This is a genomic window from Nocardia niigatensis NBRC 100131 (assembly GCF_000308655.1).
In the GTDB taxonomy this organism is placed as follows: Bacteria; Actinomycetota; Actinomycetes; order Mycobacteriales; family Mycobacteriaceae; genus Nocardia; species Nocardia niigatensis.
On sequence record NZ_BAGC01000071.1, the window covers coordinates 106,880 to 120,653 of the forward strand.

At 69.0% G+C, this 13,774-nt stretch carries 13 protein-coding genes; 8 read left to right on the top strand and 5 right to left on the bottom strand.

All coding sequences use genetic code 11. The annotated features are described in order from the left end of the window. Positions 1 to 32 precede the first annotated feature (32 nt). Positions 33 to 1,202 (top strand): thiolase family protein, encoded by a 1,170-nt coding sequence (locus ON33_RS29785; protein ID WP_040862433.1) that lies wholly within the window; start codon positions 33 to 35, stop codon positions 1,200 to 1,202. Between the two features lie 84 nt (positions 1,203 to 1,286). On the opposite strand, the gene ON33_RS29790 is transcribed toward ON33_RS29785, so the two are convergent. Further along, positions 1,287 to 1,796, bottom strand: coding sequence for a hypothetical protein (locus ON33_RS29790; RefSeq protein ID WP_040862434.1), 510 nt, complete (start codon positions 1,794 to 1,796; stop codon positions 1,287 to 1,289). Between the two features lie 599 nt (positions 1,797 to 2,395). Here ON33_RS29790 and ON33_RS29795 point away from each other — a divergent pair. Continuing rightward, positions 2,396 to 3,379, top strand: coding sequence for an o-succinylbenzoate synthase (locus ON33_RS29795; RefSeq protein WP_040862435.1), 984 nt, complete (start codon positions 2,396 to 2,398; stop codon positions 3,377 to 3,379). On the opposite strand, the gene ON33_RS29800 is transcribed toward ON33_RS29795, so the two are convergent. After that, positions 3,380 to 3,892: a TIGR04338 family metallohydrolase gene (locus ON33_RS29800; protein WP_040862436.1), complete on the bottom strand. Its 513-nt coding sequence runs from the start codon at positions 3,890 to 3,892 to the stop codon at positions 3,380 to 3,382. 11 nt (positions 3,893 to 3,903) lie between these two features. Beyond that, a complete protein-coding gene (locus tag ON33_RS29805; RefSeq protein ID WP_040862437.1) occupies positions 3,904 to 4,743 on the bottom strand; it encodes a DUF2786 domain-containing protein in 840 nt (279 codons plus the stop codon). A 252-nt stretch (positions 4,744 to 4,995) separates the two neighbouring features. Between ON33_RS29805 and ON33_RS29810 the strand changes: the two genes are divergently transcribed. The 6 genes from ON33_RS29810 (at position 4,996) to ON33_RS29835 (ending at position 11,905) form a co-directional block, all read left to right on the top strand. Then, the gene (locus tag ON33_RS29810) at positions 4,996 to 6,300 is read left to right on the top strand and encodes an ABC transporter substrate-binding protein (RefSeq protein ID WP_040862438.1); all 1,305 of its coding nucleotides are present in this window, start codon (positions 4,996 to 4,998) and stop codon (positions 6,298 to 6,300) included. Between the two features lie 124 nt (positions 6,301 to 6,424). Further along, positions 6,425 to 7,399, top strand: a complete 975-nt coding sequence (locus tag ON33_RS29815) for a carbohydrate ABC transporter permease (protein WP_040862439.1) — start codon at positions 6,425 to 6,427, stop codon at positions 7,397 to 7,399. Positions 7,400 to 7,476: 77 nt separating this feature from the next. Beyond that, on the top strand, positions 7,477 to 8,298 hold the full coding sequence (locus tag ON33_RS29820) for a carbohydrate ABC transporter permease (protein WP_040862621.1): 822 nt from the start codon (positions 7,477 to 7,479) through the stop codon (positions 8,296 to 8,298). 136 nt (positions 8,299 to 8,434) lie between these two features. Then, the gene (locus ON33_RS29825) at positions 8,435 to 10,708 is read left to right on the top strand and encodes a transglycosylase domain-containing protein (RefSeq protein WP_040862622.1); all 2,274 of its coding nucleotides are present in this window, start codon (positions 8,435 to 8,437) and stop codon (positions 10,706 to 10,708) included. A gap of 310 nt (positions 10,709 to 11,018) precedes the next feature. Continuing rightward, positions 11,019 to 11,474: a GyrI-like domain-containing protein gene (locus ON33_RS29830; RefSeq protein ID WP_040862440.1), complete on the top strand. Its 456-nt coding sequence runs from the start codon at positions 11,019 to 11,021 to the stop codon at positions 11,472 to 11,474. Positions 11,475 to 11,479: 5 nt separating this feature from the next. Then, positions 11,480 to 11,905: a GyrI-like domain-containing protein gene (locus tag ON33_RS29835; RefSeq protein ID WP_040862441.1), complete on the top strand. Its 426-nt coding sequence runs from the start codon at positions 11,480 to 11,482 to the stop codon at positions 11,903 to 11,905. 61 nt (positions 11,906 to 11,966) lie between these two features. Here the strand turns inward: ON33_RS29835 and ON33_RS29840 are convergent, their stop codons facing one another. Then, complete coding sequence (locus ON33_RS29840; RefSeq protein WP_040862442.1) at positions 11,967 to 13,064, bottom strand: inositol-3-phosphate synthase; 1,098 nt, start codon at positions 13,062 to 13,064, stop codon at positions 11,967 to 11,969. After that, a complete protein-coding gene (locus ON33_RS29845; RefSeq protein WP_040862623.1) occupies positions 13,057 to 13,614 on the bottom strand; it encodes a PadR family transcriptional regulator in 558 nt (185 codons plus the stop codon). Before ON33_RS29845 ends, ON33_RS29840 begins: the two co-directional genes overlap by 8 nt. Positions 13,615 to 13,774 lie beyond the last annotated feature (160 nt).

The following is a 13,774-nucleotide window of genomic DNA, read 5'->3' on the forward strand; positions in this document are numbered from 1 at the left end:
GAAACCGGGACGGCGCGCCTGGAAGGAACGTCATGAGAGACGCAGTCATCGTCGAAGCCGTCCGCACCCCGATCGGCAAGGGCAAGGCCACCGGCGCCCTGCACGGCGCGCATCCCGCCGATCTGCTCGCCCACAGCCTGCGGGAGGTCGTGCGGCGCACCGAGATCGATCCGGCCCTGATCGACGACGTGATCGGCGGCGTGGTCACCCAGGTCGGCGAGCAGGCCGCCAACCTCACCCGCCGCGCGGTCCTGGCCGCCGGCTATCCCGAATCGGTCCCGGCCACCACCGTGGACCGGCAGTGCGGCAGCAGCCAGCAGGCCATCCACTTCGCCGCCCAGGGCGTGATCGCGGGGGCCTATGACATCGTGGTCGCCGCGGGCGTGGAATCCATGAGCCGGGTTCCCATGGGCGCCAACCTGATCGGCGCCGAGGACATCGCCGGCGCCGGTTTCGCCGAACGCTATCCGGAGGGTCTGGTACCGCAGGGCATCAGCGCCGAGCTCATCGCCGCCAAGTGGGGCCTGAGCCGCACCCAGCTCGACGAGTTCGCCCTGGCCAGCCACGAGAAAGCCGCCGCCGCGACCAAGAACGGCTCCTTCGAGGCGCAGCTCTCCCCCTACGCCGGGCTCTCCCACGACGAGGGCGTCCGCGTCGGCAGCACGCTGGAGGGGCTGGCGGGACTACGTCCCGCTTTCCACAGCGAGGAGATGGCGGCCCGCTTCCCGCAGATCGGCTGGAACATCACCGCCGCCAATGCCAGCCAGATCAACGACGGCAGCGCCGCCACCCTCATCATGACCAGCGAGCGCGCCGCCCAGCTGGGCCTGCGTCCCCTGGCCCGGCTGCACAGCTTCTCCGTCGCCGGTGACGACCCGCTGCTCATGCTGACCGCGGTCATCCCCGCGACCCGAAAGGTGCTGCAGCGCTCCGGTCTCGCACTGTCCGACATCGACCTGTTCGAGGTCAACGAGGCCTTCTCCTCGGTAGTGCTGGCCTGGGCGCAGGAGACCGGGGCCGACCTGTCCAAGGTCAATGTGAACGGTGGCGCCATCGCCCTGGGCCACCCCCTGGGCGCCTCCGGCGCGCGGCTGGCCACCACCCTCGTGCACGCCATGCACGAGCGCGGCGCCCGCTACGGACTGCAAACCATGTGCGAGGCAGGCGGTCTCGCCAACGCCACCATCTACGAGCGCCTCTGATCCGGCCGGTGGCGGTCCGGGACGAGACCGCCACCACCCGGCCACCCGCTCCGGATGCCGGGTGCGCGCCGGGTACGGCAGCGATCAGTTGATGGCGGTGGCCACCAGGATGTGCCCGGCACCGCCCGCGAGCAGGATCACCGGCAGCGCGATCGCGGTCCACAGCCACGCACGGCGGCCCGTCATGGCCGCCACCGAGGCGAGCACCATCGCACCGACCAGGGCCAGGAACATGCCCCCGCCGCCGATCAGCAAGCCCCACAACGCCGATGCGGGCGGCCGGATCACCACGCACTGCACCGAGAAGTCCTTCTTCGCGGTGCAGCGGTTGTGGACCAGATCGAACAGCTTCGCGAACAGGTCGTAGGCCCAGCCGAACGCCATGGCCACACCCAGCAGATACAGCCCCGCCGAGATCAGCATGTCCTTGCGGCGCGGCGGCTTACGCTCCGACGCCGCGCTGGGCGGGAGGGCCGCGGCGGCCTCCGCCGGTGGCAGCGCCGCGGGCATCGTCCGATCCGCCTCCCCCGCACCGGCGCCGACCGCGTACTGCGCGCCCGAGGCCCACGGCTCCGGGAGCACCTCGGCGCCCATGGGCGGACGAGCGGAAGGATGCTGCGCCCCAGGGGAATTCACCGGCCCCGGATGTCCGGGACCCGCCGGTGAGCGCGGTGGACCGCCGGGCGCCGGGTGCGGGCGCGGAGCCTGCGGCGGTACCGGCGGCGGCGGGCTCTGACGGCCGCCCTTGGGCACGGTCGGCCCGGCCGGATCCATCCCGCGCGGCGTCGCGGCGGATGGCTGCGGTGGGGCGGGCGGCGGCACCGGCCGGCCCCCAGCGGGCAGGGTCGGTCCCGCGGCATCGAGCGGATCCCCTGGCCGCGCGCCCGGCGCGGGCGCCTGCGGACGCCCGGGCCACTGCTGCGGTCCGGGACCCGCCGGAGGACGTGGCCCCCCGGGCGGTGCGGGCGGGCGCGGCTGCCCCGAAGCGAGCGGCGGAGGCGGAGCGAAGCCGGGATCGGACCGGGGATGATCGTCATGGGCCGGACGGCGTGGCTCGTTGGGCGGGTTCATGATTGCGGTCTCCCCCAAGGCGCAGGTCTATGGAGCCGGGATCGGCCTCCTCCGGCATTGTCGCCGGGCCCGGGCCGCACCGCCACCTCTTACCGCCGGAGGTGGTCGGTAGGGTGCGGTGGATGAGCGACAGCGGCGGTGCGGTGGATTTCGAGTCGGCGGTGGTCTACGCGATTCCCCTGCGAACCCGCTTCCGCGGAATCACCGTTCGCGAGGGCATGCTGATTCCCGGTCCCGCCGGCTGGGGCGAGTTCTGTGCCTTTCCCGAATACGACGACCGGGAGGCGGCCGCCTGGCTGGCCACCGCGGTCGAGCAGGCCACGACCGGATGGCCGGCGCCGGTGCGGGATCGGATTCCGGTGAACTGCATCGTGCCCGCGGTGGGCCCGGACCGGGCACGGGAGATCGTGACCGGATCTGGCTGCCGCACCGCCAAGGTGAAGGTCGCCGACCATCCGGACTCCCTGGCCGAGGATCTCGAGCGGGTGGCGGCGGTCCGCGACGCGCTCGGGCCGGACGGCGCGGTGCGCGTCGACGCCAATGCGGCCTGGGACGTGGACACCGCGGTCGAGCGGATCCGGCGGATCGACCGCGCCGCAGGCGGTTTGGAGTACGTCGAGCAGCCCTGCCGGACCGTCGAGGAGCTGGCCGCCGTCCGCAAGCGTGTGGACGTGCGCATCGCCGCCGACGAATCCATTCGCCGCGCCGAGGATCCGCTGCGGGTGGCGGTGGCGGGCGCGGCCGATGTCGCGGTCCTGAAATGCACGCCGCTGGGCGGGGTCCGGCGCGCACTGGAGGTCGCCGCGGCCGCCGGACTCCCCTGCCTGGTGTCCTCCGCCCTGGAAACCAGTGTGGGCCTGGCCGCCCAGGTCGCGCTCGCGGGCGCCCTCCCCCACCTCGATTTCGCCTGCGGCCTCGACACCCTGTCCCTGCTCACCGGTGACGTGGTGACCGAGCCGCTGCGGCCGGTGGACGGCTACCTGACCGTCCCGCGCACCGCTCCGGCACCGGATCCCGAACTGCTGGAACGCTACCGCCATCCCGATGCGGACCGGAGCGACTGGTGGCGGCAGCGGCTGGCCCGGGTCCGGAAACTCCTGCCCTGATCAGGCGATTCGCACACCGCACGAGTACATGGTGGTGCGCAGCAGCAGCGCGGCCTCCGGCCCGATGATGCCGTCGGTCAAATCCAGGTAGCGGCCGCAGAATTCGGGCCCGTGCGGTGCGACCTCGGCGTGCTGCGGTTCGAGGTGGTGGGCGAGTTCGTGCAGGATCACCAATTCGCGCAGGGCCCAGGCGGTTCCGTGGGCATGCAGCGGCACCGCCAGGACCGATCCCGCGGTCTCGTAGTGCGCCGCCTTCGCCCCGGCGCGCGCACGCACCGTGACCGGCAGCGCCGCCCGCTCCCATCCGGCACGCACCCAGTTCAGCGCCAGCACCCGATCCACATACGCCTGCACCGATTCCACCGACGCGAACCGCCGCTCGATCGGCAGGGTGAGGTGGGAGCCGTGGAGTTCGACGGTCCGCGTCCCGAATTCGTCGGCGCGATCGAACATTCCGCGCACCAGCCCCTCGGCGTCGTACACCTGGGACCGCTGCGCATCCCGAACCACCATGCGCGCGTTCGCTATTCGCCAGCGCCACGGGGCAGCTGTCCCCGCACGCCGCCCAGTTCCGGGGAATCACCCAGTCGCGCGGCCTTACCCGCCCGGTCACCGGCCCGTCGCGCCGCCGCCGAATACCCGGCCGAGGCCTGCGGCCCCCGCCAGGTGCCGCGCGCCTCGGAGGTCCGGGTGTAGAAGTCGGTGAGCGCGAGCTCCTTGTCGCGCAGGGCGAGTTCCGTTCCGGTGGGCACGGATTCGGCGGCGTCGGCCCGCACCGCCTCGGTCTCCACGTCCGCCTTGACCTCGGCGAGCCGGCGGCCGATGCGGGCGGCGAAGGCCATCTGGAAGTTCAGGCGCGCCGTCACCGCGGCGACCGGCACCTCCACCGGGCGATGGAATACCCGCCCGTACCGGCGTTCGACGACGATCTTCTCGGCGGTGGCCGTCTTGTAGGAGCCCGATTTGATGTATTGGTCCGAGGCCCGGACCATCTGGATCAGCAGGCTGGTGTAGAGCGCCTCGCAGGTGTCGATATCGGTGTCGAATCCGTAGGCGTACACCGTCGTCGACGAGCGGGCCACATCACAGCGCACATCATTGGCCGCGGCGATCGCCACGAACAACTGCACATAGGTTCGCAGCCCGCGCTTTCCGGCCGCGCCGATCGGGATCACCCGCTGCATCGGCGCCGGCCGCCGCTCCCGATTCGCGATATGTGCCCGCGCCACCGCCAGATCCACCGACGAGCTGGTCGCGAGCCGTTGCGCGGCCGCCAGGAAGGCTTCGGCCTCATGCTCGTTGTCGGTCGATTCGGCCTGCCGCAGCAGTCCCCCGATCCGCGTGAGCATCTTGTCTGTACTCATCGGCCCTCCGCTTCGCTCCGGGCGGGTTCGCGGCCCGGAGGTCTCGATTCTTCCCTCCTCCGCTCCTCCGCTTCGCTCCCCCGATCCAAAGCGGAGGTCTGTTCCAGCCGCGGTCCGGAGTCGAGACGGCCGCGAACCTCTGAGGTGATCAACAAGGTAGCTCCGGCAGACGACAGCGTCACCATGTATCTTGCCTTGTGCACCCCCGGCTGAGTGTGCCACTGGTCACTCATCAACCCTGGAGTATCCGCGATGGCTTTGAAGAAGGTGTCGTCCCTACGATCGACGCTGGTTCCGCGTGCCGTGCTGGCCGTGACCTCGGTGGCCTTATTGACGGCGACTTTCGCCAGCGGCTGCTCCAGCAGCAACAGTGGGAGCAACGCCACCGGCGAAAACCTCACCGGCCGTGGGCCGATCACCTATGTCGAGGGCAAGGACACCACCGAGACCGGCGCGGTCAAGCAGCTCATCGAGCGCTGGAACGTCGCGCACCCGGACGAGAAGGTGACCTTCAAGGAGCAGTCCAACGACGCCTCCCAGCAGTATGACGACCTGGTACAGCACCTGCGCGCCAAGCAATCCGACTACGACGTGGTCGCGCTCGACGTGCCGTGGACCGCGGAGTTCGCCGCCAAGGGCTGGATCCAGCCGCTGAAGGACGCCTTCTCCATCGACACCTCCACGCTGCTCTCGCCGCCGGTCGCCTCCGCGACCTACAACGGCACCCTTTACGCGGCCCCCCGTAACACCAACGGCGGCCTGCTGTTCTACCGCAAGGACCTGGTGCCCGAGCCGCCCAAGAACTGGACCGAGCTGCAGGCCGACTGCCCGAAGGCCAAGGACGCCGGAATCGGCTGCTACGCAGGCCAGTTCGCCCAGTACGAGGGCCTGACCGTGAACACCGCCGAGGTCATCAACGCCTTCGGCGGCAGCTTCGTCGGCTCCGACGGCAAGACCCCGACCGTGAACAGCCCGCAGGCCAAGCAGGGCCTGCAGACCCTGGTCGACGCGTACAAGAACGGCGAAATGCCGAAGGAGGTCATCACCTTCAAGGAGCCGGAGTCGCAGAACGCCTTCGTCACCGGCAAGGTGATGTTCATGCGCGGCTGGCCGTCCTCCTTCGGCGAGGCCGGCTCCGACGCCTCCGCGGTGAAGGACAGGTTCGGTGTCGCCCCGCTGCCCGGCAAGGACGGCATCGGCGCCTCCACCCTGGGTGGCTACAACGCCGCCATCAGCGCCTTCTCCAAGAACAAGGCCACCGCGCTGGACTTCCTGCGATTCCTGATCAGCGAGGACGCCCAGCACATCGTGGCCGCCGGCGCCCTGCCGCCGGTGCGGGCCTCCGTGTACGACGATCCGGCGCTGATCGCCAAGATGCCGTACCTGCCCGCGCTGAAGGACTCCATCGCCTCGGCCGTGCCGCGGCCGGTGACCCCCTTCTACCCGGCGGTGTCGAAGGCGATCCAGGACAACGCCTATGCTGCGATCACCGGAACAGAATCGGTCGACGCCGCGATCGACGCCATGCAGAAGGGCATCGAGACCGCCGGATCCTGAGACGCGCTCACACCCCATGCGCGCACCACGATCCATCGCGTAGCCCCGTAGGAGAGAAGAAAAGGTGTCACGTCCTTCGGGAGCGACCGATGTCGCGCCGCCGCCCGACCTGACGGAAAAAGCAATGCGAGACGACCAGCCACGACCGAAACGCCGCGGGTCCGCCCTCGGGGTTTCGGCCCGGGCCTGGATGTTCGTCGCGCCCGTACTGCTCGCACTGACCGTCGTCATCGGCTATCCGGTGGGCCGGGCGGTGTGGATGTCCTTTCAGAAGGACGCCGGCCTGGACAAATCCACCGGCATGTTCGTCGAAGGCGGCAGCGCCGGATTCAGCAACTACAGCCACTGGCTGCTGCAGCAGTGCACCAACTCGCTCGGCGAGACCGTGTCCTGCCCGCCCGGCAACACCGGCTCCCAGTTCTGGGCCGCCGTCGGGGTCACCCTGCTGTTCACCGTGGTCACGGTGGCGCTCGAATCCACCATCGGGCTCGGCATGGCGGTCATCATGGGCAAGACCTTCAAGGGCCGGGCGCTGCTGCGCGCCGCCGTGCTGATCCCCTGGGCCATCCCGACCGCGGTCACAGCGCGGTTGTGGGAGTTCATGTTCCAGTACAACGGCGTGGTGAACCGGGTCCTCGGCACCCACATCCTGTGGACCGCCGACGCCTGGCCCGCGCGCTTCGCGGTCATCATCGCCGACGTGTGGAAGACCACCCCGTTCATGGCGCTGCTGATCCTGGCCGGCCTGCAGGTCATCCCGGAGGACGTCTACGAGGCGGCCCGGGTGGACGGTGCGTCCGCCTGGCAGCGCTTCGTGTACATCACGCTGCCGCTGCTGAAACCCGCTCTGCTGGTGGCGATCCTGTTCCGCACCATGGACGCGCTGCGCCTGTACGACCTGCCCGCCATCATGACGCGCAACCTGGCCGCCACCCGCACCGTCTCGATGCTGGTGACGGAGTCGAAGTCGTTGCCCAACAGCGCTTCCGCGCTGTCGGTCATCACCTTCCTGCTCATCTTCACCGTGGCGTTCTTCTTGGTGAAGGTGCTGGGCGCGAACGCCGTTCGCACCCAGGAAGAGCAGCGGGAGGCGCACTGATGAGCATCGATATCACCGAGAACGTCGTGGCCGAACCGAAAAAGCCGATCCAGCAATCGGTTTCGTGGACCAAGCGACTGAAGTCCGGGCGCGTGTACCTGGGTGCGCTGATCGTGCTGGTGTGGGGGCTCGGCCCCTTCTACTGGATGGTCGTCACCGCCCTGCGCGATCCGGCCTACACCTTCGACAACACGCCGTGGCCGACCCACGTCACGCTCGAGAACTTCCGCAACGCCTTCGACACCAGCCGCGGCAACAACTTCGGCCGCGCGCTGGTCAACAGCGTGGTCATCGGCAGCGCCACCACGGCGGCCGCGCTGATCCTGGGCGTGATGGCGGCCTACGCGCTGGCCCGGCTGACCTTCAAGGGCAAGTACCTGGTGTCCGGGCTGGTGCTGTCGGCCTCCATGTTCCCGGCCGTCGTGCTGGTGACCCCGCTGTTCCAGCTGTTCACCAATATCGGCTGGATCGGCCAGTACCAGGCCATGATCATTCCGAACATCTCGTTCGTGCTGCCCATGACGGTGTACATCCTGGCCTCGTTCTTCGCCGAGCTGCCCTGGGAACTGGAGGAGGCCGCCCGCATCGACGGCGCGTCGCGGTTCCAGGCGTTCCGGCTGATCATGCTGCCGCTGGCCGCGCCGGCCGTGTTCACCACCGCGATCCTGGCGTTCATCGCCGCGGTCAACGAATACCTGCTGGCCTCCCTGCTCTCCAGCGACAAGACGGAACCGGTGACCAAGGCGATCGCCCGCTTCTCCGGCAACGATCCGCTGGTTCCGCCGTACACCGCGATCATGGCCGCGGGCACCATCGTCACCATCCCGCTCGTCATCATGGTGCTGCTGTTCCAGCGCCGCATCATCTCCGGACTCACCGCCGGCGGCGTCAAGAGCTGACCGCTCGGGGGAGTGGTCCGGGGCCGTTGTCCCGGAACCACTTACCCCGTCCGTCCGGGCGCGTCGATTAGCATTGGACCCGCCGCGCGGGGTGGTCGCGGTCGCCTCGAAAGCTTTGTCGACGCTCCGGAAGGAGATGCTCGTGAGCTCGTCCCGCAGCAGGCGGCGTGGGGAATCCGCGTCATCGACCAGCACGGCCGGGTGGAACGAGCTGGCCCGGGCGGCCGCCCAGCGGGCGCGCCACGCATCGCACGGCAGGCCCCGGCGCCGTCCCAAACCGCCCCGCGGTCCCGATCAGCCCGAACCCGCGCCGCGCCCGCCGCGCACCCGCGCGCAACGCATCGGGCGACCGGTGCTGGCGGTGTTCCTGGTCCTGGTGGTCATGCCGACCACCCTGCTGGGCATCGCCTACTGGAGCGCCGAGATCCCGGACCCGAATACGGTGCAGACCAACCAGATCGCCACCATCCTCAGCTCCGACGGCGCCACCGTGATCGCGAAAGTCGTTCCGCCGGAAGGCAATCGGGTACCGGTGCCGCTGACCGACGTGCCGCTGCCGGTGCGCCGGGCCGTCCTGGCCGCCGAAGACCGCAACTTCTACAGCAATCCGGGCTACTCCACCTCCGCGTTCCTGCGCGCGGCTCGCGACAACCTGCTCGGCCGCGACGACGCTGGCGGCGGCTCCACCATTACGCAGCAGTACGTGAAGAACGCCTTCCTGACCTCGGAACGCACCCTGAGCCGCAAGATGCGCGAGCTCATCATCTCCGCCAAGATGGCCCGCGAATGGAGCAAGGACGACATCCTCGCGGCGTATCTCAACACCATCTACTACGGGCGCGGCGCCTACGGCATCTCGGCCGCGGCCAACGCGTACTTCGGCAAACCCGCGCCCGCGCTGACCCTCGCCGAGGGCGCGGTCCTGGCCTCGGTGATCCGCACCCCCTCGCTGCTGGATCCGGAGACCCACCTCGAACAGCTGCGCGCCCGCTGGAACTACGTGCTCGACGGCATGGTCGAGATGGGTGAGCTCGGCCACAACGACCGTGCCGCCACCCAGTTTCCGGCCATCGTGCCCGGTCCCCAGGCCGACGACAGCACCCCGCGCGGCCCCGAGGGCCTGATCCGCGCCCAGGTGCTGCGCGAACTGCGCGCCTCCGGGATCGGCGAGCGAGAACTGAACACCGGTGCGCTGCAGATCATCACGACCATCGACGCCAAGGCGCAGCAGGCCGCGCTGAACGCGGTCGGCTCCGTGTTGGGCGGGCAGCCCGGCGAACTGCGCACCGCGGTGGTGTCGGTCGACCCGCGCTCGGGAGCGGTGCGCGCCTACTACGGCGGGCCCGACGGCATCGGCTTCGATTTCGCGCAGGCCCCGCTGCAAACCGGTTCGGCCTTCAAGACTTTCGCCGTGGTGGCCGCGCTCGAGCAGGGCATTCCGCTGTCCTACCGGCTCGACAGCGCACCCCTCACCGTCAATGGGGAGAAGATCCAGAACGTGGGCAACGAGTCCTGCGGCATCTGCTCCCTGGGCGAGGCCTTCAAACGCTCGCTCAACACCAGCTTCTACCGGCTCGCGCAGTCGCTGTTCGAGGGCCCGAAAGCCATTGCGGACGCGGCACATCGGGCCGGGATCCCCGACCAGATTCCGGGCGTGCCCGGCAAGACGCTCACCGAGGACGGCGGCGGACCACCGCTGCCGGCCATCGTGCTCGGCGCGTATTCGGTCCGCCCCATCGACATGGCCTCCGCCTACGCCACCCTCGCCGCCTCCGGCGTCTACCGCGCGCCCTACTTCGTGCAGAAGGTCGTGACCGGCGACGGCCGGGTGCTGCTCGACCGCGGCGCGGACCCGCGCAAGCCCGAACAGCGCATCCAGGCCACGGTCGCCGACGCCGTCACCGGCGCCATGCTCCCCATCGCCGCCTACTCCAACGGCCACACCCTGGCCGGCGGCCGCCCCTCCGCCGCCAAGACCGGCACCACCCAGCTCGGCGAGAGCGGCCAGAACAAGGACGCCTGGATGGTCGGCTTCACCCCGTCCCTGTCCACCGCCGTCTGGGTGGGAACCGAACAGCCCCAACCCATCCACACCGCCCGCGGCGCGGCCATCTACGGCTCCGGCCTCCCCGCCGACCTGTGGAAACAGACCATGGACGCCGCACTCGACGGCACCCCAGTCGACCAATTCCCCAATCCAGCCCTCAGCTCCGCCCCACCCCCCAACCTGATCCCCGACCAAACCCCCGATCCGGCCACCGGAACACCCCCCGCCACCGGCAATTTCGACCTCCTCAACCCGCCCATCCCGACGTCCCCCCAGCAACAACCGGTGCTGGTCATCCCCCCGGCCACGACCCCCAGGGAAGTGGAGATCTTCCCCGGCCTGAGCGTTCCGGTCCCCGGCTAGCCAGCGATCTGTCCGCGTATGCCAAGGCGACAACCGATTTCGCAACGGCTGGGGTAACTCATCGCGCACGTCCGGAATTCGTTCGGCTCCCACCCGCCGGCACGCGTGCCCAACCCCACGGCTCCCGGCCGCGCGCTAGGGGCTCGGAGAGGCGGTATTGATCATGTTTCGTGCCTCCGCGCCCATCCGTGCGCGGCCGCGGATATTGTGGAAGCCGCCACCGGATTCAGCGACTCCGGATGACGGTGGCAGGATGCGGGTTGGGAGCAGGGTGGGGTCGGAGACAGCACGAGACATAGGGGCGACGCCGGTGGAATTCAATGTCGTTGAACGCCACGAAACGCTGGTAGCCGGAACGGTGCTACGCAGTCCGGCACTCGCGGTCGAAGGGCCGCGCCGCGCGAAGGTCGAGGAGGCCTGGAAACGTAATCTGGCACGCGATCTGCCCGGCCCGCCGGCGACCGCCTATGTGGATCACGCACCCGAGATCGGTTCGTATCTGACACATATCGTGGGCTACGAATGCAAGAAGGCGGACGACCTATTGCCCGGCGATGTACTCGCCCGTATCCCGGCCGGTAAATTCGCTCGCATCATTCGCAGTGGCGACAATCTCGGCGACATCATCGTGTCGATCTGGCGCACGGTCTGGGACCTCGAGGCGGCGGGCACCCTGGTGCGCGCCTACACCGGGGATTTCGAGCACTATCCGGACAACCGGACCGTGGAGGTTTTCGTCGCGCTGGATCCGAGCGTGGAGGGGTAGGGGCCGTGGACTTCGAAATCGTCACCCTGGATGAGTTCCTGGTCGGCGGGCTGACCATCCCCCTGGCGGGCCGCGAGGTCACCGCCCGCGACCTGGACCTGGTCAACTTCACCTGGGATCGCTATCTGGCCCGGGAGAAGAGCGCCGAACGCGTCGCGGCCTACATCGGCCAGAACGACCACGCGGTAGCCGTTCTGGGATACCAGCTTTCGGGCATGACCGACCTCGACACCGGCGATGTGATGACCCGCATCCCCGCCGGCCGCTACGCCAAATTCGTTGTCTCCGACAAACCTTACGACCTGCTGCGCACCGCGTGGGCCAAGGTCGCCAAGGCCGAGAACGCGGGCACCATCACCCGCTCCCACACCGCGGAGATCGAGCGCTACACCGGCCCCACCTCGGTCGAGGTCTACGTCTCCCTCGACTGAGATCGGACGACGAAGGGCGGCATCGCGAACCGCGATGCCGCCCTTTGCTTTACGAACGTCCCTACTCGGCCCCGATGATGAAGGCCTCCAGCTGGGCGCGCGCGACGTCGTCGGCGAGCTGCTTGGGCGGGGACTTCATCAGGTAGGCCGACGCCGGGAGGACGGGGCCGCCGATGCCGCGGTCGCGGGCGATCTTGGCCGCGCGCACGGCGTCGATGATGATGCCGGCCGAGTTCGGCGAGTCCCACACCTCGAGCTTGTACTCCAGGTTCAGCGGCACGTCACCGAAGGCGCGACCCTCGAGCCGGACGTAGGCCCACTTGCGGTCGTCGAGCCACTCGACGTAGTCCGACGGGCCGATGTGCACGTTGCGGTCGTACACCTTGCCCGAGAGCGGGCCCTCGAGGTTGGAGGTCACGGCCTGGGTCTTGGAGACCTTCTTCGACTCCAGCCGCTCGCGCTCGAGCATGTTCTTGAAGTCCATGTTGCCGCCGACGTTGAGCTGGTAGGTGCGGTCCAGCACGACGCCGCGGTCCTCGAACAGCTTGGCCATCACACGGTGGGTGATGGTCGCGCCGACCTGGGACTTGATGTCGTCACCGACGATCGGCACACCGGCGTCGACGAACTTCTGCGCCCAGACCGGGTCGGAGGCGATGAACACCGGCAGCGCGTTGACGAAGGCCACACCCGCGTCGATGGCGCACTGGGCGTAGAACTTGTCGGCCTCTTCGGATCCGACCGGAAGGTAGGAGACGAGGACGTCGACCTTGGCATCCTGCAGCACCTTGACGACGTCGACCGGGTCGGCCTCGGAAAGCTCGATGGTCTGCGCGTAGTACTTGCCGATGCCGTCCAGCGTGGGACCGCGCTGCACGGTGATGCCCGACGGCGGCACGTCGGAGATCTTGATGGTGTTGTTCTCGCTGGCGAAGATCGCGTCGGACAGGTCGAAGCCGACCTTCTTGGCGTCGACATCGAACGCGGCGACGAACTTCACATCGCGGACGTGGTAGGGACCGAACTTCACATGCATGAGTCCGGGAACGGTCGAATTCTCGTCCGCGTCCTTGTAGTACTGCACGCCCTGAACCAGGGAAGATGCGCAGTTACCCACGCCGACGATGGCCACCCGAACTTCGGTGTTGATCTCACTCATGGCCGATATTTCCCTCTTTCTGTGGTGCCGCCTTCGTCGATTGCTCCGCAGCAATCAACTCGTTGAGCCAGCGCACTTCGCGCTCGCTTGATTCGAGACCGAGTTGATGGAGCTGGCGGGTATAGCGGTCCAGTTGCCCGCTGGCGCGTTTTATCGCTTCCCGCAGTCCTTCTCGGCGCTCCTCGACCTGCCTCCGCCGTCCCTCCAGGATTCGCATCCGCGCTTCCGCGGGGGTGCGGCCGAAGAAGGCCAGATGAACGCCGAAGCCGTCGTCGGTGTAGTTCTGTGGTCCGGTATCGGCGAGCAGTTCCGCGAACCGCTCCCGCCCGGTGTCGGTCAGGTTGTAGACGCGCCGCGCACGGCGTGTTGCCAAGCCCTGCGGACTCTCCTCCGCGATGAGGCCGTCGGACTGCATGCGCCGCAGGGTCGGATACAGCGACCCGTAGGAGAAGGCCCGGAACGGGCCCAGCAGACCGGTGAGCCGCTTGCGCAACTCGTAGCCGTGCATCGGTGATTCGAGGAGCAGCCCGAGGATTGCCAACTCCAGCACGGGCTTCACCTCCTGACTGTTGTGTTCAGACCTAACCGATGGATGCAGTTCCAAACTATATCGCGCCGATATATTTTGCGCGCACTCCGCCGCCGGCGACGGCCCCCGGCGGCGCCGAAAGTTCCGGGGAGGCGGAACAGCGCGTGCGGGCTCGGGGCCC

Bases quoted from the DNA above. Each gene is read 5' to 3' on its own strand.
- ON33_RS29785 (WP_040862433.1), top strand. From the start codon at position 33: ATGAGAGACGCAGTCATCGTCGAAGCCGTCCGCACCCCGATCGGCAAG.
- ON33_RS29790 (WP_040862434.1), bottom strand. From the start codon at position 1,796: ATGGGCGCCGAGGTGCTCCCGGAGCCGTGGGCCTCGGGCGCGCAGTAC.
- ON33_RS29795 (WP_040862435.1), top strand. From the start codon at position 2,396: ATGAGCGACAGCGGCGGTGCGGTGGATTTCGAGTCGGCGGTGGTCTAC.
- ON33_RS29800 (WP_040862436.1), bottom strand. From the start codon at position 3,892: ATGGTGGTTCGGGATGCGCAGCGGTCCCAGGTGTACGACGCCGAGGGG.
- ON33_RS29805 (WP_040862437.1), bottom strand. From the start codon at position 4,743: ATGAGTACAGACAAGATGCTCACGCGGATCGGGGGACTGCTGCGGCAG.
- ON33_RS29810 (WP_040862438.1), top strand. From the start codon at position 4,996: ATGGCTTTGAAGAAGGTGTCGTCCCTACGATCGACGCTGGTTCCGCGT.
- ON33_RS29815 (WP_040862439.1), top strand. From the start codon at position 6,425: ATGCGAGACGACCAGCCACGACCGAAACGCCGCGGGTCCGCCCTCGGG.
- ON33_RS29825 (WP_040862622.1), top strand. From the start codon at position 8,435: ATGCTCGTGAGCTCGTCCCGCAGCAGGCGGCGTGGGGAATCCGCGTCA.
- ON33_RS29840 (WP_040862442.1), bottom strand. From the start codon at position 13,064: ATGAGTGAGATCAACACCGAAGTTCGGGTGGCCATCGTCGGCGTGGGT.